Raw genomic sequence first — 23,632 nt, 5'->3', positions numbered from 1 at the left:
GACCGGTGCGGGTGATGGGCGTCGATCCGGGGCTGACCCGGTGCGGCCTGGGAGCCGTCGAAGGGCGGCCCGGCGCGCCGCTCGGGCTGATCGCCGCCGGGGTGGTGCGCACCGCCGCAGGCGACGAGCTGGGCGCCCGGCTCGTCGGCATCGAGGCCGGCATCGAGCAGTGGCTCGACGACGTGCGGCCCGACGCCGTCGCCGTCGAACGGGTCTTCAGCCAGCACAACGTCCGCACCGTCATGGGCACCGCCCAGGCCGCCGGCATCGCCGTGCTCTGCGCCGCCCGCCGCGGCCTGCCCGTCGCCCTCCACACCCCGTCGGAGGTCAAGGCCGCCATCACCGGCAGCGGCACCGCCGACAAGAAGCAGATCGGCGCCATGGTCACCCGGCTGCTGCGGCTGAGCGAGATGCCCAAACCCGCCGACGCCGCCGACGCGCTGGCCCTGGCCATCTGCCACGTCTGGCGGGGCGGCGCCCAGCACCGGCTCGCCGAAGCCGTCGCCCGCGCGCGGAAGGGAGCACGGCCGTGATCGCCTCCCTGACCGGCCGGGTGACCGCGATCACCCCCGACGCGGCCGTCGTCGAGGTCGGCGGCGTCGGCGTCCTCGTCCACTGCACCCCCGGCACCCTCGCCACCCTCAAGACGGGGCAGGAGACGCGCCTGGCCACCTCGCTCGTGGTGCGCGAGGAGTCGCTCACGCTGTACGGGTTCGCCACCGACGACGAGCGGACCGTCTTCGAACTGCTCCAGACCGCCAGCGGCGTCGGGCCCAAGCTCGCCCTCGCCATGCTCGCCGTCCACACCCCGCAGGCCCTGCGCGTCGCCGTCGCCGGAGCCGACCTCAAGGCCCTCACCCAGGTCCCCGGCATCGGCCAGAAGGGCGCCCAGCGCATCGTCCTGGAGCTGAAGGACCGCCTCGGCGCCTCTCCCGAAGCCGTCGACGCCGCGCTCAACGGCCCCCGCCAGGACCACATCTGGCGGGAACAGGTCCACTCGGGGCTGGTCGGGCTCGGATACTCCGGCAAGGACGCCGACGAGGCCGTCGCCGCCGTCGAACCCCAGGCCGAAGCCGACCTGGCCGCCGGCCGCACCCCGCAGGTCGCCGCCCTCCTCAAGGCCGCCCTCCGAGCGCTGAGCGTCCGATGACCCGCCCCCACCGTCCCCCTCTCCCCACCGCCTCGCGGCGCCCGTCAACCATCGGCGAGGGTCTTCGCGGGAGCTGCGCGGTCGTAGGAGGGTCCTGCGACGGCGGGCACCGTCGGGAGCACCCTGCGTTCGTACGAGCATCTTGCGATCACGGACATCGTCGGAAGTGCTACGAGCTCGTACGGGGATCTCGCGACGGCGGGCATCATCCGGAGTGCTGTGCGCTCGCAGGGAGGCCTCACGAAGGCGCGGACCGCTTGTCCGGCTGGTCGGTGGTCCGCGCCCGCACGAGCCGGTGCCCGGCAGTCCGCGAGTCTCTGGTTGCGCCTGTAGCGGTGCGTGTGCCTGAGATCCTCCGTAGGGCGGCCTTCGAGTGTCAGGTCGTGCGGGAGCGTAGGGACACGTCCTGGATGGTCCGCGGACTCGGGAGTTGGTGCGTGGCGGTTCGTGAGGGTGCCGTTCCCTCTGAGGTGGTCTCTACGTCCGCGAACTGCCGCGGGGCGGAGGTGGGAGCGTGAGTTTCGAACGGGAGCTCGTCTCGCCGGACGCCGACGGCGAGGAACGGCAGATCGAGGCGGCGCTGCGGCCCAAACGGCTGGCCGAGTTCATCGGTCAGGCCCGGGTGCGGGAGCAGCTGTCGCTGGTGCTGGAGAGCGCGCTGAGACGGCAGAGCCCGCCCGACCACGTGCTGATGAGCGGATCGCCCGGCCTGGGCAAGACGACGCTGGCCATGATCATCGCGGCGGAGCTGGGCGCGCCGCTGCGCATCACGTCGGGCCCGGCGCTGGAGCGGGCGGGCGACCTGGCGGCCATCCTGTCGACGCTGGCCGAGGGCGAGGTGCTGTTCATCGACGAGATCCACCGGATGGCCCGCCCCGCCGAGGAGATGCTCTACATGGCGATGGAGGACTACCGGGTCGACATCGTGGTCGGCAAGGGCCCCGGCGCCACCGCCATCCCGCTCGACATCGCCCCGTTCACCCTCGTCGGCGCCACCACCCGGGCGGGCCTGCTGCCGGCGCCGCTGCGTGACCGGTTCGGGTTCACCGCCCACATGGACTTCTACGAGACCGCCGAGCTGGAGCAGGTGCTGAGCCGCTCGGCCGCGCTGCTCGCCGTCGAGTTGCCCGGCGACGCCGCCAACGAGATCGCCCGGCGGTCCCGCGGCACCCCGCGCATCGCCAACCGGCTGCTGCGCCGCGTGCGCGACTACGCCGACGTGCGGGCCGGCGGCGTCATCGACCGCGAGGTCGCGGCCAGGGCTCTGGAGCTGTACGAGGTCGACGGCGAGGGGCTGGACCGGCTCGACCGGGCGGTGCTCGGCGCGCTGCTGCGCAAGTTCGGCGGCGGCCCCGTCGGGCTGTCCACCCTGGCGGTGGCTGTGGGGGAGGAGCCTGAGACAGTGGAAGTGGTGGCCGAACCGTTCCTGGTGCGGCAGGGCCTGATCGCGCGCACGCCGCGCGGCCGGGTCGCCACCGCCGCCGCGTGGACGCACCTCGGCATGACGCCGCCGCCGGACGCCTTCGGCGCCGCGGACTGATCACAGATCGATTGCAACTATTGCGAATCGGGAACTTCCCCGCGCGCCGGAGCGCTGCCTCGTTGCCGCGTTTCGCAACATGCGCCTACACTCCGGGGCTTGGCTTGCTGTGTAGGCTGATGCGCTGAGCGGCGCCGCCCGCATACCGCGGATTTCCGGCGGGAAGCCGGTGTCAACTCTCTGTACGACGAAAGGTCGCCCCTGATGGACCAGATCATGAGCATCGCGCCGCTGATTCTTCTGGTGGTGGTGTTCTACTTCCTGTTGATCCGCCCGCAGCGCAAGCGGCAGCAGGAGGCGATCCAGATGCAGAACTCGTTGACGCCGGGCACCCGGGTCATGACGACCACCGGGCTTTTCGGCACCGTCACCGCCATCGACAACGAGGACGTGATCCTGGAGATCGCGCCCAACATCGAGACGCGCTGGGTGAAGGCCGCCATCGGCCGTGTGGTGACCCCGGGTGAGCCCGTCGCCGACGAGAAGGCCGACGAGGCGGACACCGCGGACCACGACGGCGGCCAGGGCAACAAGTCCTGACCACCTGAACTCTGGCCCGAGGCACCGGCAGCCGCGTCTCTTCACCGCGCCGGCGGCGGGACGCCTCGCCCTGACGCCTCCCGCCGGCGCCGACGGCAGCCCCGTCGGCGCCGGTCTCACTGACGCAGCCGGGTCGGCCCCGGCCTGCCACCTCCCTGCGCCGCGGAGTCGCGCTGTGGGTGGCGCCGCAAGCCCATCGGTGAGGCGCTGAGCGACCCGGCGCCGTCCTCCCTCCGGAGGTTCCTGAGGCCCGGCATGGACGGCAAGCAGCGAGATCCCTCACCGCCGGCGCCGTCGTATGCTCCGAATCGCGATGCCCGAAGAGCGGCGGGGGCGGGAGCGTGGCTGCCGGGCGGGTGCGCCATCATGAAGCCCGGCAGACGCGGACCACTCCCCGCCGACCTTCCCCGCCGACCCCGAGGAGCACGGCATGACCGACCTCAGCACCTTGATCCTGGAGCGCATCCGGGACGTGCCCGACTATCCCAAGCCCGGCGTGACGTTCAAGGACATCACCCCGCTGCTGGCCGACCACGCCGCGTTCAACGCCGTGGTGGACTCGCTCGCCACCGGGTTCCAGGTCGACAAGATCGTGGGCATCGAGGCGCGCGGCTTCATCTTCGCCGCTCCGGTGGCCTATCACCGGGGTGCGGGTTTCGTACCGGTACGCAAGAAGGGCAAACTGCCTGCCGCCGTGCTCGAAGAGTCCTACGATCTGGAGTACGGGTCGGCGACCATCGAGGTGCACGACGACGCGTTCTCGCCCGGCGACCGGGTGCTCATCGTCGACGACGTGCTGGCCACGGGCGGCACGGCGGCGGCGGCCGTGGATCTGGTGCGCAGGGCGGGCGGCGAGGTGGCCGGCGTCTCCGTGCTCATGGAGCTGGCCTTCCTGAAGGGACGTGAGCGCCTGAAGGGCGTGGACGTCCGCTCCCTGGTGATCGTCTGAGGAGAGGACCCGGGGCGGTCCGGGTGCGTCGCCTGGATACACTGGGGACCTGGACTCGAACGTAAGGAGTCTGAGTGCCCCGTGAGGTGGTCGTGCCCGACGTAACGGACGCGAGTGGCGCCGCCGCGCATGCCGAGGCCGCGCCCGCCGCGCCCGCAGCGCGGCGGCGGCGGTTTGGGGGTGGAGCCATGAATCCGGTGCTGGAGCCGCTGTTCCGCACCGTCCGCGCCACCCACCCCAAGGCCGACCTGCGCCTGATCGAGCGCGCGTACGACATGGCCGCTCACCACCACCGCGATCAGAAGCGCAAGAGCGGCGACCCGTACATCACCCACCCGCTGGCCGTGGCGACGATCCTGGCCGAGCTCGGCACCGACGACGAGACGCTCTGCGCGGCCCTGCTGCACGACACGGTCGAGGACACCGCCTACGGCCTCGACGAGCTGCGCGCCGACTTCGGCGACACGATCGCATCGCTGGTCGACGGCGTCACCAAGCTCGACAAGGTCAAGTTCGGCGACGCGGCGCAGGCCGAGACCGTGCGCAAGATGGTCGTGGCGATGTCCCGCGACATCCGCGTGCTGATCATCAAGCTGGCCGACCGGCTCCACAACATGCGCACGATGCGCTACCTGCCGGAGCACAAACGCCACCAGAAGTCGCGCGAGACGCTGGAGATCTTCGCCCCGCTCGCCCACCGCCTGGGCATGAACACGATCAAGTGGGAGCTGGAAGACCTGGCCTTCGCGATGCTCTACCCCAAGCGCTACGACGAGATCGCGCGCATGGTGTCGGAGCGGGCGCCCCGGCGCGACCTGTTCCTCCAGGAGGTCATCGAGAAGGTCTCCGGCGACCTGCGCGAAGCCAAGATCAGGGCGGTGGTCAAGGGCAGGCCGAAGCACTACTACTCGGTCTACCAGAAGATGATCGCCCGCGATGTGGCCTTCGACGACATCTACGACCTGGTGGGCATCCGGGTCCTGGTCGACACCGTGCGCGACTGTTATGCGGCGCTCGGAACGATCCACGCGCGATGGAACCCGGTCCCCGGCCGGTTCAAGGACTACATCGCGATGCCCAAGTTCAACATGTACCAGTCGCTGCACACCACGGTGATCGGTCCCGAGGGCAAGCCCGTGGAGCTGCAGATCCGCACCCACGCCATGCACCACCGGGCCGAGTACGGCGTGGCCGCGCACTGGAAGTACAAGGAGGAGGTCGGCGGCCCCGGCCCCGTCGGCAAGGTCAAACCCGGCAGCGACATGGCCTGGCTGCGCCAGCTCCTCGACTGGCAGAAGGAGACGTCCGACCCGGGCGAGTTCCTGGAGTCGCTCAGGTTCGACCTGTCGGTGTCGGAGGTCTACGTCTTCACCCCGAAGGGCCAGGTCATCGCCCTGCCCGAGGGCGCGACCCCGGTCGACTTCGCCTACGCGGTCCACACCGAGGTGGGCCACCGATGTATCGGCGCGCGAGTCAACGGCCGGCTGGTCCCGCTGGAGTCGCGGCTGAGCAACGGTGACACGGTCGAGATCTTCACCTCCAAGTCGCCCGACGCCGGGCCGTCCCGCGACTGGCTGAAGTTCGTCAAGTCCGGCCGCGCCCGCAACAAGATCCGGCAGTGGTTCTCCAAGGAGCGCCGCGAGACCGCGATCGAGGCGGGCAAGGAGGCCATCGGGCGGGCCATGCGCAAGCAGGGCCTGCCGCTGCAGCGGCTGATGTCCGGCGAGGCGCTGCTGGCGCTCGCCCGCGACCTGCGCTACGCCGACGTGTCGGCGCTGTACGCGGCGGTCGGCGAGGGCCATGTGGCCGCGCAGACGGTCGTGCAGAAGCTGGTGGCCTCCATCGGCGGCGTGGAGAGCGCCGAGGAGGACATCGCCGAGACCTCGGTGCCGACCCGGCTGCACGGCCGCCCCCGGGGCGGTGGCGGCGCCGGCGTGGTGGTGGCGGGCGACGCCGACGTGTGGGTGCGGCTCTCCAAGTGCTGCACCCCCGTGCCCGGCGACGAGATCGTCGGGTTCGTCACGCGCGGCCACGGCGTCTCGGTCCACCGCTCCGACTGCACCAACATCCAGCAGCTCAGGGCGCAGCCCGACCGGCTGGTGGAGGTCAGCTGGTCGCCGAGCGACGACAGCGTGTTCCTGGTGGCCATCCAGGTGGAGGCGCTCGACCGGCCCCGGCTGCTGTCGGACGTCACCCGTACGCTCTCCGACCAGCACGTCAACATCCTCAGCGCGTCCGTGACGACCTCCAGGGACCGGGTGGCCGTCAGCAAGTTCACGTTCGAGATGGGCGACCCCAAGCACCTGGGTCACGTCCTGAAGGCCGTGCGCGGCATCCAGGGCGTCTACGACGTCTACCGCGTCAGCGGCGCGGGCGGCTGAGCCGTCACCGCATCCGCAGGTCCGGCAGGTTGACCACGATGGCCTCCTGCGTGCTGCGGGCGATGACCACGACCGCCTCCCGCTCCGGGTCCGGGTTCTCCTCGCGGTGGGGGACGAACGGCGGCACGAACACGTAGTCGCCGGGCCCGGTCTCGATCCGCCGCTCCTCGCCGCCCTCCAGGAACACGAAGACGGGGTTGCCGCTCACCACGTGGATGGCCGTCTCCGACTCGCCGTGGTGGTGGTCGGCCGAGCGGGTCGCGGGCGGCACGTGCGTCTGTCCCATCCACAGCCGGGAGGAGCCGGTGGTGGCCTCGCTGACCGCCGCCAGCCGGCGCATCCCGGAGCTCTGCGCGGTCGCCCCGGACAGGTCCGCTGGCGTGATGTGCCGCAGCGGGCGGTGGAAGACGTCACCGGCCACGCGGTAGCCCTCCCACAGGCGGCCGCCGGCCCGCTCCAGCACGCCGCCGGCCACCGCGGCCAGCTCGCCGGGCGTCTCCCGCGCCGCCAGCAGCGCCTCGGCCAGCTCGGGGTCGTGCGCGCGCAGCTCGCGCAGCAGCCACTTCCCGCCGCCCTCCCAGCGCCCGCCCAGCGACAGCGCCAGCCGCGCGGTCTCCTGGACGACGTTCCACCCGATGAACGCCCGCTCGCCCGGGTCGGCCGCGCCGGACAGGTCGTCCAGCAGGTCGGAGAGCACGTAGCGGGCCCGGTCGAGCGCGGCGCCGCCCAGAGCCCCCGGGCCGCGCTCCAGCCGTGCCGTCAGCTCCTCGCGGAGCCGTTCCAGCTCTCCTCCGCTGCGGTCGGCGAGCACGACCCCCTCGGCGACGAGCCGGGCCAGCACGGGCCGCCGCCGCGCGAAGTCGCGCTCCAGCCAGGCGCCGAGGCTGGTGCGGCTGTGCGCGAGCAGGTCGACCGGCCATCCGTGCCGGCGCAGGCACGCGCGGTACGGCTCGGCGAGCCCGTCGGCGACGACCACGACGTCGAGGTCGGAGGCGGGCGTCCGGCTCCCGGTCACCACGCCGCCGCCGAGCAGGGCGTACGAAGCGTCCGGGAACATTTCGTCGGCCAGGGCGCGGGCGGCGCTCACGGGGTCCATGGCCGCCACGATAACGAACCGCGCCCGTCATGATCGAGAGGCGGATGCGGGGAACCCGAGGTAAAGGGGCGGGCGCGGGATTCCGGCACGCCGCCCGTCATGATCGCGCAGCAGGCGAGGGGATCCGGCGTGCCCGCGCCGAATCCCCTCTCGCGAACTGCGGGGGCGGGGTGCGCCCCTGCCGTCAGCTGAACTCGGCGAGCGTGCGCTCGGCCTCCACCAGCCAGGAACGGCGCGCCGTGAGAGCCTCCTCGGCCTCCTTGACGTCCTTGGCCCGGCCGGCCGCCTGCGCCTTCGCCAGCCGCTTCTCCAGCTGCTCGATGGAGGTGCGCAGCTGGTCGACGGTGCTCTGGGCGCGGGCCCTGGCCTCGGGGTTGGAGCGCTTCCACTCGGCGTCCTCGGCCTTGCGGATGGCCTCGTCGACCTTGCGCAGCCCGCCCTCCAGCCGGTCCCGGTGCTCACGGGGCACCGGGCCGGCCGCCTCCCAGCGTTCCAGGATCTGGCGGAGCTGGCCCCGGGCGGCCCGCGCGTCGGTGACCGGGAGCAGCTTCTCGGCCTCGATCAGCAGCTCCTCCTTCACCTGCGCGTTGGCGGCCAGCGAGGCGTCGCGCTCGGCGAACACCGCCGAACGGGCCTGGAAGAACTGGTCCTGCGCGGCCTTGAAGCGGCCCCACAGCTCGTCCTCGACCTCCCGGGAGGCCCGGCCGGCGTTCTTCCAGCGCTGCATCAGCTCGCGGTAGACGGCGGCGGTCGGCCCCCAGTCGGTGGAGCCGGCGATCGCCTCCGCCTCGGCCACGATGGCCTCCTTGGCGGCGCGCACCTCCTCGCGCTGCAGATCGAGGTTGGCGAAGTAGGCCTTGCGCCGCTTGGCGAAGGCCGTGCGGGCGGCCGACAGCCGCTTCCACAGCTGCGCCTCCGTCGCCCGGTCGATCCGGTCGGCGGCCTTCCACTCCTCGACGAGCTGGCGCAGCCGCTCACCCCCGGACTTCCAATGGGTGGTCTCCTCGGCGATCCGCTCGGCCTCGGCGACGATCCGCTCCTTGACGGCCCTGGCTTCCGCGCGGGCGGCCTCGCGGGCCGCCTTGAGCTCCTCGCGGCGCTGCGCGACGAGCTCGGTCAGCGTGTCGAGCCGGGCCGCGAGCGCGCCGAGGTCGCCGACGGCGTGGGCGTTGGCCACGGCGTCGCGCAGCTTGACGATGCTCGCCTCCGCCTGCGCGGGGGCCAGGTCGGTGCCGCGCACCCGCTGCTCCAGCAACTGGACCTGGCCCGCCAGCTCGTCGTACTTGCGATGGAAGTAGGCCAGGGCCTCTTCGGGCTCACCGGCCTGCCAGGACCCGACGGCCCGCTCTCCCTCAGCCGTACGCACGTAGACGGTGCCGTCGTCGTCTACCCGGCCCCACGGGTCGGTGCTCACCGTGTCCTCCCGCACTTTCCATCAGACCCTTCGGGACAGTTTGTCCCTAGTTTGTATTACGTCAGCTCTTGCCATCGATAGTCACGTCTTTGATTTCGACGGTTTCCTTCGGCGCTCCGGTCCCGTCACCCGAATCGGCAATGACACCCGCCTTGTTCACCTTGTCCAGGATGTCGAGCCCCTTCGTGATCGTACCCACCGGTGTGTAGTCGGGCGTAAGCCCGATGTCGCCGTAGACGAGGAAGAACTGGCTGCCCGTGCTGCCCGGCGCCATCGTCTTGGCCATCGCCATCACGCCCCGCTTGTACGTGGCGCCCTCGAGGTTCTCCTCGGCCATCACGTAGCCGGGGCCGCCCGACCCGTCCATCTGGCTCTCGCCGTCGGCCTTGGCGGTCGGGTCGCCGCACTGCAGCATCGGGAACTGGTCGGTGCCCAGCCGGTGGCACTTGCTGCCGTCGTAGTAGTCCTTCTCGGCCAGGAACTCCAGCGAGTTGACCGTGCAGGGCGCCTTGGCGTTGTCGAGCTCGACCACGATGTCGCCCAGGTTGGTCTTCATCGTCATCGTCTTCTTGGCCGGCTTGGTCTTCACCTCCGCCGGCGGCATGCCGACGTCCTTGACCTGGCCGCCGGAGGTGTCGGCGACGTAGTCGCACCTGCCGGTCTCCTTGTCGTACGGCTTCGGCTGCGCGACCGTCTCCGTGGAGGCGCTGGGCGCGGGCGAGGCCGCCGCCTCCGTGGCCGCGTCCTCGCCGCCGAGCAGCGCGACCGCCGCCACGATGCCGCCGACCACGGCGACGACGCCCACGGTGGATCCGATGATCGCCATGCGCTTGTTGCGCTGCTCGCGCTCGAGCCGGCGCTGCTGTTGGCGCTCGTAATGCTCGCGTGCCAGCTGCTTCTGCCGGTCCTTGCCCGTGGCCACCGCTTTGCCTCCCGTAGTCAATCAACTGAGGTGGGCGAATCGTATCGGCCCGGGCCCGATGATTCGCAGCCCGGCGACCCGCACCGGTACCCTTCGGTTACATTCCCATTGGCTTTTTTGACGAGATCAGCTGAGGCAGATGCTCATCGCCGGCTTCCCCGCAGGGGCCTTCCAGACCAATTGTTACGTCATCGCGCCCGCGGAGGGCGAGGAGTGCGTGATCATAGACCCTGGTCAGGACGCTGTCGAGGGGGTCGACGAGCTGCTCCGCGAGCATCGGCTCAAGCCGGTCGCGGTGCTGCTCACCCACGGCCACCTCGACCACGTCTGGTCGGTCGCCCCGGTGTGCGGCGCGCGCGACGTGCCGGCCTGGATCCACCCCGAGGATCGCCACCTGCTGAGCGACCCGGCGGCGGGCCTCTCCGCCACCAGCGCCAACCTCTTCGGCGGCCTCACTCTCAGCGAGCCCGACGACGTGCGCGAGCTGACCGACGGCGCCACGCTGGAGCTGGCGGGCCTGGAGCTGGTCGTGGACCACACGCCCGGCCATACCCGGGGGTCGGTGAGTTTCCGGGCGCCCGCCGAGGAGATCATGTTCTCGGGCGACCTGCTGTTCGCCGGCTCCATCGGCCGCACCGACCTTCCCGGCGGTGACTACCCGACGATCCTGCGCAGCCTTGCCACCAAGTGCCTGCCGCTGCCTGACGATACGGTCGTCCTGCCGGGCCACGGACCACAGACCACGATCGGCCGCGAACGCGCCACCAATCCGTATCTCAAGGAGGCCGCGCCGCACGCCGGTCCCACACGAGGAATCTGATGACCTTCCAAGCACCCAAAGGCACCTTCGACTGGCTGCCGCCCCGCTCCGAGCAGGTGCTCGCCGTCCGCGAGGCGCTCGTCGCCCCGGTGCGCCGCGCGGGCTACGGCTACATCGAGACGCCGGTCTTCGAAGACACTCAGCTGTTCGCCAGGGGAGTGGGCGAGTCCACGGACATCGTCACCAAAGAGATGTACACCTTCCCCGACAAAGCGGGCCGCTCGCTGACGCTGCGCCCCGAGGGCACCGCCTCGGTGGTGCGCGCCGTGCTCCAGCACGGGCTGCACAACGGCCAGCTGCCGGTGAAGCTGTGGTACTCGGGCAGCCAGTTCCGCTACGAACGCGCCCAGAAGGGCCGCTACCGCCACTTCTGGCAGGTGGGCGCCGAGGCGCTGGGCGGGGAGGACCCGGCGCTCGACGCCGAGCTGATCGTGCTCGCCTCCCGCGGCTTCGCCTCGATCGGCCTGCGCGACGTCACGCTGCTGCTCAACTCGCTCGGCGACCGCAACTGCCGGCCCGCCTACCGCGCGGCGCTGCAGGAGTTCCTGCGCGGGCTCGACCTCGACGAGGAGACGCGGGCGCGCATCGAGATCAACCCGTTGCGGGTGCTCGACGACAAGCGCCCCGAGGTGCAGGCCCAGCTCGGCGGCGCGCCGCTGGTCGTCGACCACCTCTGCGCCTCCTGCAAGGCCTACCACGAGGAGGTCCGGGCCCTGCTCACGTCCGCGGGCGTCTCGTACGAGGACGACCCGAGGCTGGTGCGCGGGCTTGATTACTACACCCGCACCACGTTCGAGTTCACCCACGGCGGGCTCGGCTCACAGTCGGCCATCGGCGGCGGCGGCCGCTACGACGGGCTCAGCGAGATGCTCGGCGGCCCGCCGCTGCCCAGCGTCGGCTGGGCGATCGGCGTCGACCGCACCTTCCTGGCGATGGAGTCCGAGGGGCTGCTCGGCGATGCCGCGCCCGGGCGTGTCCAGGTGTACGGTGTCGCGCTGGGTGACGACGCCCGCCGCCGGATGTTCCTGCTCGTGTCCGAGCTGCGCGACGCCGGCGTCAGCGCCGACATGGCCTTCGGCGGCAAGGGGCTCAAGGGCGCGATGAAGGGCGCCGGCCGCTCCGGGGCCCGTTACGCGCTGATCCTGGGCGAGCGTGACCTGGCGGCGGGAGCCGCCCAAGTGAAGGACCTGACCACCGCTGAGCAGACCGAGGTGCCGCTGGCCCGGGTCGTGGAAGTCTTGAAGGGGAAAGTGCAGTGATCCGCACGCATACGGCCGGGTCGCTCCGCAAGGAGCACGCCGGGCAGCAGGTGACGCTCGCAGGCTGGGTGGCCCGCCGCCGTGACCACGGCGGGGTGGTCTTCATCGACCTGCGCGACGCCTCCGGCTCGGCGCAGGTGGTCTTCCGCGAGGAGGACCACGCCCACGACCTGCGCGCCGAATACTGCGTGAAAGTGGTCGGCCAGGTCCGCGTGCGCCCCGAGGGCAACGAGAACCCCGACCTGCCCACCGGCGAGGTCGAGGTGGTGGCCGACACGGTCGAGGTGCTCAGCGAGTCCGCGCCGCTGCCGTTCCCGATCGAGGGCAACGCCGGCGTCTCGGAGGAGGTCCGGCTGAAGTACCGCTACCTCGACATCCGGCGCCAGCAGGTGGCCGAGGCGATGCGGGTGCGGTCCAAGGCGACCTACCTCGCCAACGAGGTGATGAACGAGCTCGGCTTCGTCTACGTCGAGACGCCGACGCTGACCCGCTCCACCCCGGAGGGCGCCCGCGACTTCCTGGTGCCGGTCCGCCTCCAGCCGGGCAGCTGGTACGCGCTGCCGCAGTCGCCGCAGCTGTTCAAGCAGCTGCTGCAGGTGGCCGGCCTGGAGCGCTACTACCAGCTCGCCAAGTGCTACCGCGACGAGGACCTGCGGGCCGACCGGCAGCCGGAGTTCACCCAGATCGACATCGAGATGTCCTTCGTCGACCAGGAGGACGTCATCGCGGTCGGCGAGAAGCTGATCGGCCGGCTGTGGCGGGAGATCCTCGGCTACGAGATCCCCATGCCGCTGCCCCGCATCACCTACGCCGACGCGATGGCCCGCTACGGCTCCGACAAGCCCGACCTGCGCTTCGGCCAGGAGCTCGTCGACATGACCGACTACTTCTCCGGCACGAACTTCCGCGTCTTCCAGGCCGAGTACGTGGGCGCGGTCGTCATGCCCGGCGGCGCCTCCCAGACCCGCAAGGAGCTCGACGGCTGGCAGGAGTGGGCGCGCAGCCGGGGCGCCAAGGGCCTGGCCTACGTGCTCGTCCAGGAAGACGGCACGCTCGGCGGACCGGTCGCCAAGAACCTGTCCGAGCAGGAGACCTCCGGCCTGGCCGCCAAGGTCGGCGCCGCCCCCGGCGACGCGGTCTTCTTCGCCGCCGGCCCCCGCAGCGCCGCCCGCGACCTGCTCGGCGCCGCCCGCCTGGAGATCGGCCGCCGCTGCGACCTCATCGACGAGTCGCAGTGGTCGTTCCTCTGGGTCGTGGACGCGCCCATGTTCGAAGACGACGGCGAGGGCGGCTGGACCGCCGTCCACCACCCGTTCACCGGCCCCAAGCCGGAGTGGGCCGACACCTTCCAGGACCACCCGGGCGAGGCGCTGGCCTACGCCTACGACATGGTCTGCAACGGCATGGAGATCGGCGGCGGCTCGATCCGCATCCACCGCGCCGAGATGCAGCAGCGGGTCTTCGACGTGCTCGGCATCTCCAAGGAGGAGGCGGAGTCGAAGTTCGGCTTCCTGCTGGAGGCGTTCAAGTACGGCCCGCCGCCGCACGGCGGCATCGCCTACGGCTGGGACCGCATCTGCATGCTGCTGTCGTCCGGCGAGTCGATCCGCGACGTGATCGCCTTCCCGAAGACGGCCTCCGGCTTCGACCCGCTCACCGGCGCGCCCACGCCCATCACGGCCGAGCAGCGCAAGGAGGCGGGCGTCGACGCCCGGCCCAAGGCCGACGCCTGACACACGAGAACGGCGGGCGCCCGCGCCGGCGCCCGCCGTTCCCGGCTCCCCTAGGAGACCTTGACCTTCTTGATGATGATCGGCGTCTTGGGCGCCGTGGAGCCGCCGTCGCCGGTGATGTCGTCCTCGTTGACGATCACGCCGTCCTCGGCGACCTTGTCGATGATCTCCAGGCCGGAGGTCACCATGCCGAGCACCGAGTACACCGGGTCGATCTGGACGTTCTCGTCCGACAGCGAGATGGCGAACTGGCTGCTGTTCTGGCCGGCCGCGTCCAGCGGCTGGGTCAGGAACACCACGCCCCTGCCGTACGGCACCACGCCCACGGCCTCGTCGCGGTACACGTAGCCGGCCGTGCCCTGGCCGTCGGTCGGGTTCTTGCCGTCGGCCTTGGCCTTCGGGTCACCGCACTGCAGCAGGTAGAGCCCCGACACCTCCGGCTTCACCAGCCGGTGACACTTGGTGTTCTCGTAGAACCCCTTCTTGGCCAGGAACGCCATCGAGTTCACCGAGCAGGGCGTGAGCTGTGGGTCGACCTCGATGACGATGTCCCCGTGGTTCGTGGTGACCGTCATCTTCGACAGCTTCATGTTGACCTTCTTGGGCGGCATGCCGACGAACTTCATCGGCACGTCCGAGGTGTCCTTCTTGTACTCGCAGGTCACCGGGCCCGTCATGGTCGGCGTCGGCAGGGCCAGGGGCGAGTCGTCCGCCTCCTCCTCCGGAGAGGGGGACTCGGAGACCTCCGCCGCCTCCGGCGTCGCCGACGACTCGTTGTTGACCAGGGTCGTCACGGCGAAGATGCCACCGGCCACCACAGCCACGGCCAGGCCCGCGCCGATGAAGGTGTTGCGCCTCGCCTTGGACGACTGCTCGGCGGCGCGCTGCTGCTGCCGCTCCTTGTGCTGACGCGCCAATTCGCTCTGGCGGTCGTCGTCGTCGCCGCTCACCGGTATGTCCTCCATCTTTGCTTGCACATGACCAAACAACTCCGCGAATGCTACCGGCCCTCGAATGTGCCGGACGTAAGTGGCGAGATCCCACCTATGGGGCTGGAACCATATCGATCCGGGATTCGTACGTGAAAGCAGAACGAAGGAGCCCGCATGTTAGATGAGGTCCTCGGCCTGCCCGCACACCCGCTGGTGGTGCACTTCGCCGTGGTGCTGACGCCCTTGCTCGTGGCGATCGCCGTAGCCTACGCCCTCGTGCCCCGCTGGCGAACCGCGACAGCATGGGCGGTGGTGGCGCTCTCACTCGCCGCCCCCGCCGCGGTGTTCGCCGCCTGGCAGAGCGGGCAGAGCCTCAAGGCCGCCCGCTTCGCCACCGCCGGGGGCGAACTCGGCCGCCGGATCGACGCCCACGAGTCGTACGCCGTCCCCCTGCTGTTCTCGGCCGCCGGGCTCGGCCTGGTGTCGCTGGCGCTCGTCTACGCCTCCCGCGGCGACCGGTTCGGCAAGGCAGGCACCGCGGTACTGGCCGCTCTGACCGTGGTGGCCGCCGCGGTGACCGCCTACCAGGTCTTCCTGGCGGGGGACACGGGCGCGAGAGCCGTGTGGGCGCTGTAACCTCGCGAATGTGGAGAGCTTGTTCGATTCGGCGGCCGAGGAGGCGACGCCGCAGCCCCTGGCCGTGCGCATGCGACCCCGCACGCTCGACGAGGTGATCGGCCAGCGCCATCTGCTCGGCCCCGGCACCCCGCTACGCCGGCTGGTCGAGAGCGAGGCGCCGATGTCGCTGTTCCTGTGGGGGCCGCCGGGCACCGGCAAGACCACCCTCGCCTACGTCGTGTCCAACGTCACCGAGCGCCGCTTCGTGGAGATCTCCGCCGTCTCGGCCGGGGTCAAGGACGTCCGCGCCGCCATCGACGACGCCCGCCGCCAGCTCGGCATGACCGGCCGCCAGACCGTGCTCTTCGTCGACGAGGTGCACCGCTTCAACAAGGCTCAGCAGGACGCGCTGCTGCCCGCCGTCGAGAACCGCTGGGTCACCTTCATCGGCGCCACCACCGAGAACCCGTCCTTCTCCGTCGTCTCGCCGCTGCTGTCGCGCTCGCTGCTGCTCACCCTCGAATCGCTCGGCGACGACGACATCCGCACGGTGCTGGAGCGGGCCGTCGCCGACGAACGCGGGCTCGGCGGCCGCGTCACCCTCACCCCGGAGGCGCTCGACCAGCTCGTCCGGCTCGCCGGCGGCGACGCCCGCCGCTCGCTCACCTACCTGGAGGCGGCCGCGCTGCTCTCCGCCGAGATCACCGTGGACGTGGTGGAGAAGGCCGCCGACAAGGCGGCCGTCCGCTACGACCGTCAGGGCGACCAGCACTACGACGTCATCAGCGCGTTCATCAAGTCGATGCGCGGCTCCGACGCCGACGCCGCGCTCCACTACCTCGCCCGGATGATCGAGGCGGGCGAGGACCCGCGCTTCATCGCCCGTCGCATCGTCATCTTCGCCTCCGAGGACGTCGGCATGGCCGACCCCACCTGCCTGCAGACCGCCGTCGCCGCCGCCCAGGCCGTCCAGCTCATCGGCCTGCCCGAAGGCCAGATCAACCTCGCCCAGGCGGTCATCCACTGCGCGCTGGCGCCCAAGTCCAACGCCGTGGTGAAGGCCATCGGCGCCGCCGTCGGCGACGTCCGGCGCGGCCTCATCGGCCAGGTCCCCCCTCACCTGCGCGACGCCCACTACCCCGGCGCGGCCAAGCTCGGCCACGGCGACGGCTACAAGTACCCGCACGACTTCGACCACGGCCTCGTCCGCCAGGAGTACGCGCCCGAGCAGATCCGCGACCGCCGCTACTACGAGCCCACCCGCCACGGCGCCGAGGCCCCGGTCGCCGAACGCTGGGCGCGCATCCGCGACTTCCTCCGAGGAAAGCAGCCTTGACCGACCACCGCGCCGCCTTCGACGCCTCCATCACCTTCGCCAACGGCGGAGACCTGACCGTCCACGACTTCCGCGTCGACGTCCCCTCCCCGCACGTCACCGACGACGAGATCGCGGCCCTCTTCGTAGCCTCATTAGGGCTCCTCATGACCGACGCGGTAGAACTCTCGAACGTCCGCGTCTTCCCCGAACCGCACAAGGGCACCCGCGGCGGCCCCAGCGACCACACCACCGCCCCGCCCCCGCGCGGCCGCATCCACCCCCTCGACACCCCGGCCACCCGCTCCGAACTCCCACGCGCTGTATCCCTCCCAGCAGCCGACGCACTCAGGGCACGCGCCGAGATTCCGGAGACCGCGACCGCAGCCGTAGACGAGCTCGCCGCACCGCATGGGGAGGTTCCGGCCGGGGCACCCGGGAACGGCCCGCAGATCAAGACGGCGGCGGGGGAGGGCACGTCGGCCTCCCGGGAGAGCCAGGCAGGCGAGGGCGAGCTTGCCGCAGCACACGGGGAGACCCCGGAGACGGCGGTCGCCGAGTTGGGCGGCACGGCGGCCGGGACCGGTTCGGATACTTCGGTCACAAGTGCCGAGCAGGCCGGCGCCCATGAGGAGGTTCAGGCCGATTTCGTTCGTACGGTCGAGCTCCCCGCAGTCGTGGTGCGGGCCTCAGGGGCCGCGTGGGAGGCCATCGGGGTCGGCGCCCTCGCTGCCTTCGCCGTACGAGGACACGCCGTCCTCCTGCAGACCCAGGACGCCGAGACCCTGACCGAGGCCGCCGCCCGCTGGCTGGTATCGCAGGACGTCGCGCTGGTCGCCACCGACGCCCCCACGCTCGGCGCGCCGAGGAAGATCCTTCTGGAGGCGGGCATCCCTGTCGTGGAGTCCCTCACCGGGCTGGCCGCGCTCCCGCCCACTGGGGCTTTCTTCTCGGCTGTCCCGCCGTACAGTCACTCGCGCTCCGCCCCCGCACGCGCGTACGCCCGTGTCCCGTAACATCACCGTCGCGGGGAACCGTACATTTGAGTGACCCGAGAGAGCGGTCCCGGACGTGCGGCGAGAACGCGCGTGAGGCGTGTCCCGGGCCGGGCACCGGACGCGGGCGAAGGCTCGCGTGAGGCGCGGGGCGCAAAGCGTCCAGGGCGAATGCCCCCGGCGTAGAACGAAGCGGCGTCCGGCGCGCCGGGTGATCAAGGTCGGCGTCCTCACCGCCCCTGTCGGCCGGACGCGATAAGGTCTTGACGTTCCGGCCCAGCGTACGAGGGAGATGCGCGGATGCTTACCGCTGGAGAGGTCGCCGGGCTCATCGCGGCCACGGGCTGGGTGGTCCTGGTCTGCGTTCTCACCATGGTGCTCATCAAGCTCGCCAGGCTGCTCACCGAGACGACCAAGGCGGTCTCCGAGCTGAACGCCCGGCTGACGCCGCTGCTCGACGACGTGAGCCTGACCGTCAACGAGACCAACCGGCAGCTCGTCGCCGTAGAGTCCATCACCAGGGACGTCAAGCAGGTGACCGGCCACGCGGCCAGGCTCAGCGCCGTCACCCAGACCGTCTTCACCGGTCCGCTGATCAAGGTCTCGTCTCTCGGGTACGGCGTGCGCCGCGCCATCGAGACCCGCAGGCCGCACCGGACGGCGGGGCGGCGGCGATGATCAGGCGGCTGTTCTACCTGTCGCTCGGCGCGTTCCTGACCCTGTGGGTGATGCGCAAGCTGCAGGCGCTCCATCCCGAGCACGTCGCCCGCAGGACCGCCCGCGGTGCGGCGGGCATGCTCGAACAGGTGAGAGACTTTACCTCTGACGCGCTCGGCGAGGCCGCCGGCCGCGAGATCGAGTTGCGGGCCCGGTTCGGCCTCGACAAACCTGAAGACAACGACTAACGCAAAGGATGGCCACCATGGAGTCGGCAGAGATCGCCCGCCGCTTCCTGCGCTTCTTCGAGGAGCGTGGGCACAAAGTCGTGCCCTCGGCCAGCCTGATCGCTGAGGACCCGACGCTCCTCCTGGTTCCCGCGGGTATGGTGCCGTTCAAGCCGTACTTCCTGGGGCAGCGCAAGCCTCCGGCGCCCCGGCTGGCCACCGCGCAGAAGTGCGTGCGCACACCGGACATCGACGAGGTGGGCAAGACCACCCGTCACGCCACGTTCTTCCAGATGCTCGGCAACTTCTCCATCGGCGACTACTTCAAGGCGGAGGCGATCCCGTTCGCCTGGGAGCTGCTGACCAGGTCCGAGTCCGACGGCGGCTTCGGCTTCCCGGAGGAGCGCCTGTGGGCGACCGTCTACCAGGACGACGACGAGGCGTTCGAGATCTGGCACAAGACGGTCGGGCTGCCCGCGGACCGCATCCAGCGGCGCGGCCTGGAGGACAACTACTGGCACATGGGCGTGCCCGGCCCCGGCGGCCCCTGCTCGGAGATCTACTACGACCGCGGCCCCGAGTACGGCCGTGAGGGCGGCCCGGTCGCCGACGAGGACCGCTACCTCGAGGTGTGGAACCTCGTGTTCATGCAGTACCAGCTCGGAGAGGTCCGCACCAAGGTCGACTTCGACGTGGTGGGCGAGCTGCCGGCCAAGAACATCGACACCGGCATGGGCCTGGAGCGCATGGCGGCGATCCTCCAGGGCGTCGACAACATCTACGAGATCGACACCACCTACAAGATCCTCGACAAGGCGGCGGAGCTCACCGGCACCGCCTACGGCCGCGACCCGCGCACCGACGTGAGCCTGCGGGTCATCGCCGACCACGTGCGGGCCGGCACCATGCTGGTGGCCGACGGCGTCCTGCCCGGCAACGAGGGCCGCGGCTACGTCCTGCGCCGCCTGCTCCGCCGTACGGTGCGCAACCTGCGCCTGCTGGGCTCCGGCGACCAGCGGCTCATGCACACCCTCACCGACGTGGCGATCAACGTCATGGGTGAGCAGTACGAGGAGCTCAAGAACGACGCGCCGCAGATCCACGGGGTCATCGACGCCGAGGAGGCGTCGTTCCTCGGCACGCTCCGCACCGGCACGGCGATCTTCGATGTGGCGGTCGAGGAGACCAAGCGCAGGAAGTCCTCCACGCTCCCCGGCGAGCAGGCCTTCCAGCTCCACGACACCTACGGGTTCCCGATCGACCTGACCCTGGAGATGGCGGCCGAGCAGGGGCTCAAGGTCGACGAGGAGGGCTTCCGCCGCCTCATGAAGGAGCAGCGCGAGCGGGCCAAGGCCGACGCGGCGGCGAAGAAGACCGGCAACGCCGACGTCTCCGTCTTCGGCAGCCTTCTGGAGAAGGCGGGCCAGGTCGAGTTCCTCGGCTACGACGAGACGGCGACCGACACCACCGTGGTCGGGGTCCTCGTCGAGGGTGTCCCGGTCCCCGCCGCGGGCGCGGGCACCGCCGTCGAGGTCGTGCTCGGCCGTACCCCGTTCTACGCCGAGGGCGGCGGCCAGCTCGCCGACCAGGGGGTCATCCGCACCGGCGGCGCCGAAGTCGAGGTCCTCGACGTGCAGTCCCCGATCAAGGGGCTCATCGTCCACCGCGGCAAGGTCCGCAGCGGCGAGCTCAAGGTCGGCGACGAGGCGCACGCCGAGATCGACCTGGAGCGGCGGCGCGCGATCTCGCGCAGCCACAGCGCCACCCACATGGTCCACCGCGGCTTCAAGAACGCGCTCGGCGAGTCGGCGGCCCAGGCCGGTTCGGAGAACTCGCCCGGCCGGTTCCGCTTCGACTTCACCGCCTCGGGCGCGGTCCCGCAGAGCGTGCTGCGCGACGTCGAGGACGAGGTCAACGCCGTGCTCATCGACGACCTGAAGGTCAACGCCTTCTACACCTCGCAGGCCGAGGCCCGGGCGATGGGCGCGCTGGCGATGTTCGGCGAGAAGTACGGCGACGAGGTCCGGGTGGTCGAGATCGGCGACTACTCCCGCGAGCTCTGCGGCGGCACCCACGTCCACAGCTCCGGCCAGCTCGGCCTGATCAAGGTGCTGGGCGAGCAGTCGGTCGGCGCGGGCGTGCGCCGCGTGGAGGCGCTGGTCGGCATCGACGCCTTCCGCTTCCTGGCCCGCGAGAGCGTGCTCGTCGCGCAGCTCAGCGAGCAGCTCAAGGCGCGCCGCGAGGAGCTGCCCGAGCGCATCGAGGGCATCGTCAGCCGGCTCCGCGCCGCGGAGAAGGAGCTGGAGAAGGTCCGCTCCGCCCAGGTGCTCCAGGTGGCGGGCGAGCTGGCCAGCAAGGCGGCCGACCTGCGCGGCGTGTCCGTCGTGACACACCGCGCGCCTGATGGCACTACCGCCGATGATCTGCGTAAGCTCGCGCTGGACGTACGCGGCAGGTTCCCGTCCGACCGGCCGGCGGTCATCGTGGTCGCCGGCGTCCCCTCCGACCGGCCCGTGGTGGTCGCCGCGGTGAACGAGGCGGGACGCGAGCGCGGGCTCAAGGCCGGGCGACTGGTCGGCGTCGCCGCCAAGGCGCTCGGAGGTGGCGGTGGCGGCAAGGACGACGTCGCGCAGGGCGGCGGCAGCCGTCCCGAGGCGATCGGCGACGCGCTGCGGCTCGTCGAACAGACCATCACGGAGCAGCTCGGCTGACATGAGGTTCGGCACACGGCTCGGCATCGACGTCGGGTCGGTACGCATCGGCGTGGCGCGCAGCGACCCCTCGGGGACGCTCGCCACGCCGGTGGAGACCGTCAAGCGCGGCAAGGGCGACCTCCGCCGCATCGCGGAGATCGCCGCCGAGTACGAGGCGATCGAGGTGGTGGTGGGGCTGCCCACGTCGCTGTCCGGGCGGCAGGGCCCCGCCGCGGCGCTGGCCCGCGAGTTCGCGGGGCTGCTCGCGGCGCGGCTGGCCCCGACCCCGGTGCGGCTCTTCGACGAGCGGCTGACCACGGTCGCCGCCCAGCAGGGGCTGCGGGCCAGCGGGGTGCGGTCCAAGAAGCAGCGCGGGGTCATCGACCAGGCGGCGGCGGTGGTGCTGCTGCAGGACGCCCTCGACTCCGAACGCGCCACCGACCGGCCGCCGGGCCACCCCGTCACCCCGCCCGGCGACCCCGCCTCATGACGGGCCGGCCGCCCCCACTCTTCTCACTCACCCATCCACCGCCCCGCCTCTGCCCCGGCGCCGGCGGGTCCCGCACGGCCGTCGCCGGTGCGCCGGACCCTCCTGCCCGCGGCAGGGCGCGGGGCGTCGCTCTGCTCGCCGGGAAGCGCGCCCGGTACTCCGCACTGCCGGGCCTTGGTCTGCTCTCCGGAAAGCACGCCCGGTACTCCGTGCTGTCCGTGCTGTCCGATTTGTTTGGATCGCCGGGCGTGGTCACGCCGCCCTCGAAGATCGCTAAAGTGTCCGGGGACGCCCGCACCGGGACGAAGACCCCGTACCAGCGTCGCCCCGTTACTCTGGGTGAACTGTCCGCTCGTACGCCAGACCGCCGACAGGCGGCGGGTTCCGGTGGAGGTAGGTTTGGCAGCCTGCCTCAGGTGCATAATCACCCAATTCACCAACAAAGAGAGCGACTTCGTGAGATACCGGAAAGAGCAGAACGAGAGACTCGGGACGAACTGATGCTCACCCGGCCGATCACCCCAGCTAGGGAGCACGCCGGTCACCTCCGGCGAGGCCCCCGACCAGGGACACACGCGCTCTTTCCATCCTCTAGCATGGCTACCCACAGTGACCCCGACCGGTCGTCACGGTCTGACCGGCGCACCCCCCTCATCCGCTCGGTGGCCCCCCGCCGTCAGGCGCTCCCAATCGGCGCAGGGCAAGCAGTACCGGGAGATTGGCCAGCTCAGCTATGAACGATCTCGAGGACATGGACTTCCTCCTCGGCGCCGAGGACGACGACGGCCGCGGGCGGCGCCGGGGCCGGGGCAACGGCCGCCGGGGCCGCAGGAGGCGCCGCCGGCGTAACCGGGGCGGCTTCCTCGCCCCGCTGCTCGCGTTCATCATCCTGATCGGCATCATCGGCGGCGGCGGCTACTACGGCTACCGATGGTTCAGCGACGCGCTGGTGCCCGACGACTACACGGGCCAGGGCACCGGTGAGGTCCTGTTCGAGATCAAGGACGGCCAGAGCGCCTCCGAGGTCGCGCAGGAGCTGCAGGAGCAGGGGGTCGTCGCCAGCGCCAGGGCCTTCATCAACGCCGTCGACAGCGCGAACAAGAGCGCGTCGCTGCAGCCGGGCACGTACAAGATGCGCAAGCAGATGGCCGCGGCCGAGGCGGTCAAGCTGCTCGACAAGGACAACCTGATCGTCACCAAGGCGACGTTCAAGGAGGGCCTGCGGCTCTCCGACACGCTCAAGCAGCTCGCGGAGAAGACCGGCAAGGACCACAAGGAGTTCCAGAAGGCGGCCAAGAACACCGAGGAACTGGGCCTGCCGCCCTACGCCAAGGGCAAGCTGGAGGGCTACGCCTTCCCCGCCACGTACGAGTTCCAGCCGAACGACACCCCGACCGACATGCTCGCGAAGATGGTGGAGCGCTTCCACCAGACGGCCGAGCGGCTCGACCTGGAAGCCAGCGCCAAGAAGATGGGCTTCACGCCGCACGAGATCATCATCATCGCCAGCATCATCGAGGCGGAGGCGGGCCGGCACGAGGACATGCCGAGGATCGCGCGGGTCATCTACAACCGGATGAACCACGAGCCGGAGATGAAGCTCGCGATGGACAGCACGGTCATGTACGCGCTGGGCAAGTACCGGACCAGGGCCACGTTCGCCGAGACGGAGATCGACTCCCCGTACAACACGTACAAGCACCTCGGCCTGCCGCCCGGCCCGATCACCAACCCGGGTGACCACGCCATCGAGGCGGCGCTCAACCCGACCAAGGACAAGCCGTGGCTGTTCTTCGTCGCCACCGATCCGAAGAGCAACGTCACCAAGTTCGCCACCACCGAGGCGGAACGGCAGGCGCTCCTCGCCGAGCTCGAACGCAACTCGTCCGGCGGCTGACCGT

General features: G+C 71.1%; 21 protein-coding genes. 17 read left to right on the top strand and 4 right to left on the bottom strand.

Features of this window, described 5'->3' with window-relative positions:
* Positions 1-5 precede the first annotated feature (5 nt).
* The 6 genes from ruvC to AB0J42_RS26100 all read left to right on the top strand — a co-directional run bounded on the left by ruvC (position 6) and on the right by AB0J42_RS26100 (position 6,560).
* On the top strand, positions 6-533 hold the full coding sequence (ruvC, locus tag AB0J42_RS26125) for a crossover junction endodeoxyribonuclease RuvC (RefSeq protein ID WP_364298867.1): 528 nt from the start codon (positions 6-8) through the stop codon (positions 531-533).
* The gene (gene ruvA / locus AB0J42_RS26120; protein ID WP_364298775.1) at positions 530-1,150 is read left to right on the top strand and encodes a Holliday junction branch migration protein RuvA; all 621 of its coding nucleotides are present in this window, start codon (positions 530-532) and stop codon (positions 1,148-1,150) included. The genes ruvC and ruvA overlap by 4 nt, the downstream gene beginning before the upstream one ends.
* 514 nt (positions 1,151-1,664) lie before the next feature.
* The gene (ruvB, locus tag AB0J42_RS26115) at positions 1,665-2,690 is read left to right on the top strand and encodes a Holliday junction branch migration DNA helicase RuvB (protein WP_364298773.1); all 1,026 of its coding nucleotides are present in this window, start codon (positions 1,665-1,667) and stop codon (positions 2,688-2,690) included.
* 204 nt (positions 2,691-2,894) lie between these two features.
* On the top strand, positions 2,895-3,230 hold the full coding sequence (gene yajC, locus AB0J42_RS26110) for a preprotein translocase subunit YajC (RefSeq protein ID WP_364298771.1): 336 nt from the start codon (positions 2,895-2,897) through the stop codon (positions 3,228-3,230).
* A gap of 430 nt (positions 3,231-3,660) precedes the next feature.
* Positions 3,661-4,179, top strand: a complete 519-nt coding sequence (locus tag AB0J42_RS26105) for an adenine phosphoribosyltransferase (RefSeq protein ID WP_364298769.1) — start codon at positions 3,661-3,663, stop codon at positions 4,177-4,179.
* Between the two features lie 188 nt (positions 4,180-4,367).
* On the top strand, positions 4,368-6,560 hold the full coding sequence (locus AB0J42_RS26100; RefSeq protein ID WP_364298767.1) for a bifunctional (p)ppGpp synthetase/guanosine-3',5'-bis(diphosphate) 3'-pyrophosphohydrolase: 2,193 nt from the start codon (positions 4,368-4,370) through the stop codon (positions 6,558-6,560).
* Between the two features lie 4 nt (positions 6,561-6,564).
* Here the strand turns inward: AB0J42_RS26100 and AB0J42_RS26095 are convergent, their stop codons facing one another.
* From AB0J42_RS26095 to AB0J42_RS26085, 3 genes are all read right to left on the bottom strand, one after another.
* Positions 6,565-7,656: a cupin domain-containing protein gene (locus tag AB0J42_RS26095; protein ID WP_364298765.1), complete on the bottom strand. Its 1,092-nt coding sequence runs from the start codon at positions 7,654-7,656 to the stop codon at positions 6,565-6,567.
* Positions 7,657-7,840: 184 nt separating this feature from the next.
* Complete coding sequence (locus AB0J42_RS26090) at positions 7,841-9,070, bottom strand: DUF349 domain-containing protein (protein ID WP_364298763.1); 1,230 nt, start codon at positions 9,068-9,070, stop codon at positions 7,841-7,843.
* Between the two features lie 61 nt (positions 9,071-9,131).
* Positions 9,132-9,992, bottom strand: coding sequence for a peptidylprolyl isomerase (locus tag AB0J42_RS26085; protein ID WP_364298761.1), 861 nt, complete (start codon positions 9,990-9,992; stop codon positions 9,132-9,134).
* Between the two features lie 139 nt (positions 9,993-10,131).
* Here AB0J42_RS26085 and AB0J42_RS26080 point away from each other — a divergent pair, with 139 nt between their 5' ends.
* Genes AB0J42_RS26080 through aspS form a run of 3 tightly spaced genes read left to right on the top strand, consistent with a single transcriptional unit; the run spans position 10,132 to position 13,804 of the window.
* Entirely contained in the window at positions 10,132-10,812 is a 681-nt protein-coding gene (locus AB0J42_RS26080; RefSeq protein ID WP_364298759.1) for an MBL fold metallo-hydrolase, read from the top strand.
* Complete coding sequence (gene hisS, locus AB0J42_RS26075; protein WP_364298757.1) at positions 10,812-12,071, top strand: histidine--tRNA ligase; 1,260 nt, start codon at positions 10,812-10,814, stop codon at positions 12,069-12,071. The genes AB0J42_RS26080 and hisS overlap by 1 nt, the downstream gene beginning before the upstream one ends.
* On the top strand, positions 12,068-13,804 hold the full coding sequence (aspS, locus tag AB0J42_RS26070; protein ID WP_364298755.1) for an aspartate--tRNA ligase: 1,737 nt from the start codon (positions 12,068-12,070) through the stop codon (positions 13,802-13,804). The genes hisS and aspS overlap by 4 nt, the downstream gene beginning before the upstream one ends.
* Before the next feature lie 50 nt (positions 13,805-13,854).
* On the opposite strand, the gene AB0J42_RS26065 is transcribed toward aspS, so the two are convergent.
* Positions 13,855-14,754 (bottom strand): peptidylprolyl isomerase, encoded by a 900-nt coding sequence (locus AB0J42_RS26065; protein WP_364298753.1) that lies wholly within the window; start codon positions 14,752-14,754, stop codon positions 13,855-13,857.
* Between the two features lie 156 nt (positions 14,755-14,910).
* Here AB0J42_RS26065 and AB0J42_RS26060 point away from each other — a divergent pair, with 156 nt between their 5' ends.
* The 8 genes from AB0J42_RS26060 (at position 14,911) to mltG (ending at position 23,628) form a co-directional block, all read left to right on the top strand.
* Positions 14,911-15,372 (top strand): DUF2231 domain-containing protein, encoded by a 462-nt coding sequence (locus AB0J42_RS26060; RefSeq protein WP_364298751.1) that lies wholly within the window; start codon positions 14,911-14,913, stop codon positions 15,370-15,372.
* Between the two features lie 70 nt (positions 15,373-15,442).
* The gene (locus AB0J42_RS26055) at positions 15,443-16,690 is read left to right on the top strand and encodes a replication-associated recombination protein A (RefSeq protein WP_364298865.1); all 1,248 of its coding nucleotides are present in this window, start codon (positions 15,443-15,445) and stop codon (positions 16,688-16,690) included.
* Positions 16,687-17,685, top strand: coding sequence for a hypothetical protein (locus AB0J42_RS26050; protein WP_364298749.1), 999 nt, complete (start codon positions 16,687-16,689; stop codon positions 17,683-17,685). Before AB0J42_RS26055 ends, AB0J42_RS26050 begins: the two co-directional genes overlap by 4 nt.
* Positions 17,686-17,964: 279 nt before the next feature.
* Complete coding sequence (locus AB0J42_RS26045; protein WP_364298747.1) at positions 17,965-18,342, top strand: DUF948 domain-containing protein; 378 nt, start codon at positions 17,965-17,967, stop codon at positions 18,340-18,342.
* Positions 18,339-18,569, top strand: coding sequence for a hypothetical protein (locus AB0J42_RS26040; RefSeq protein ID WP_364298745.1), 231 nt, complete (start codon positions 18,339-18,341; stop codon positions 18,567-18,569). The genes AB0J42_RS26045 and AB0J42_RS26040 overlap by 4 nt, the downstream gene beginning before the upstream one ends.
* 17 nt (positions 18,570-18,586) lie before the next feature.
* A complete protein-coding gene (gene alaS / locus AB0J42_RS26035; RefSeq protein ID WP_364298743.1) occupies positions 18,587-21,259 on the top strand; it encodes an alanine--tRNA ligase in 2,673 nt (890 codons plus the stop codon).
* Between the two features lies 1 nt (position 21,260).
* Entirely contained in the window at positions 21,261-21,731 is a 471-nt protein-coding gene (gene ruvX, locus AB0J42_RS26030) for a Holliday junction resolvase RuvX (protein ID WP_364298741.1), read from the top strand.
* Positions 21,732-22,464: 733 nt separating this feature from the next.
* Positions 22,465-23,628 carry an endolytic transglycosylase MltG gene (gene mltG / locus AB0J42_RS26025; protein ID WP_364298739.1) on the top strand — a complete coding sequence of 388 codons (1,164 nt, stop codon included), beginning with the start codon at positions 22,465-22,467 and terminating at the stop codon, positions 23,626-23,628.
* Positions 23,629-23,632: the final 4 nt, after the last annotated feature.

It is taken from the genome of Nonomuraea sp. NPDC049649, assembly GCF_040675175.1.
In the GTDB taxonomy this organism is placed as follows: domain Bacteria; phylum Actinomycetota; class Actinomycetes; order Streptosporangiales; family Streptosporangiaceae; genus Nonomuraea.
This window is presented reverse-complemented; position numbering and strand designations above follow the sequence as displayed.

Bases quoted from the DNA above. Each gene is read 5' to 3' on its own strand.
- yajC (WP_364298771.1), top strand. From the start codon at position 2,895: ATGGACCAGATCATGAGCATCGCGCCGCTGATTCTTCTGGTGGTGGTG.
- AB0J42_RS26105 (WP_364298769.1), top strand. From the start codon at position 3,661: ATGACCGACCTCAGCACCTTGATCCTGGAGCGCATCCGGGACGTGCCC.
- AB0J42_RS26100 (WP_364298767.1), top strand. From the start codon at position 4,368: ATGAATCCGGTGCTGGAGCCGCTGTTCCGCACCGTCCGCGCCACCCAC.
- AB0J42_RS26095 (WP_364298765.1), bottom strand. From the start codon at position 7,656: ATGGACCCCGTGAGCGCCGCCCGCGCCCTGGCCGACGAAATGTTCCCG.
- AB0J42_RS26080 (WP_364298759.1), top strand. From the start codon at position 10,132: ATGCTCATCGCCGGCTTCCCCGCAGGGGCCTTCCAGACCAATTGTTAC.
- hisS (WP_364298757.1), top strand. From the start codon at position 10,812: ATGACCTTCCAAGCACCCAAAGGCACCTTCGACTGGCTGCCGCCCCGC.
- AB0J42_RS26060 (WP_364298751.1), top strand. From the start codon at position 14,911: ATGTTAGATGAGGTCCTCGGCCTGCCCGCACACCCGCTGGTGGTGCAC.
- AB0J42_RS26055 (WP_364298865.1), top strand. From the start codon at position 15,443: ATGCGACCCCGCACGCTCGACGAGGTGATCGGCCAGCGCCATCTGCTC.
- AB0J42_RS26045 (WP_364298747.1), top strand. From the start codon at position 17,965: ATGCTTACCGCTGGAGAGGTCGCCGGGCTCATCGCGGCCACGGGCTGG.
- AB0J42_RS26040 (WP_364298745.1), top strand. From the start codon at position 18,339: ATGATCAGGCGGCTGTTCTACCTGTCGCTCGGCGCGTTCCTGACCCTG.
- alaS (WP_364298743.1), top strand. From the start codon at position 18,587: ATGGAGTCGGCAGAGATCGCCCGCCGCTTCCTGCGCTTCTTCGAGGAG.
- ruvX (WP_364298741.1), top strand. From the start codon at position 21,261: ATGAGGTTCGGCACACGGCTCGGCATCGACGTCGGGTCGGTACGCATC.
- mltG (WP_364298739.1), top strand. From the start codon at position 22,465: ATGAACGATCTCGAGGACATGGACTTCCTCCTCGGCGCCGAGGACGAC.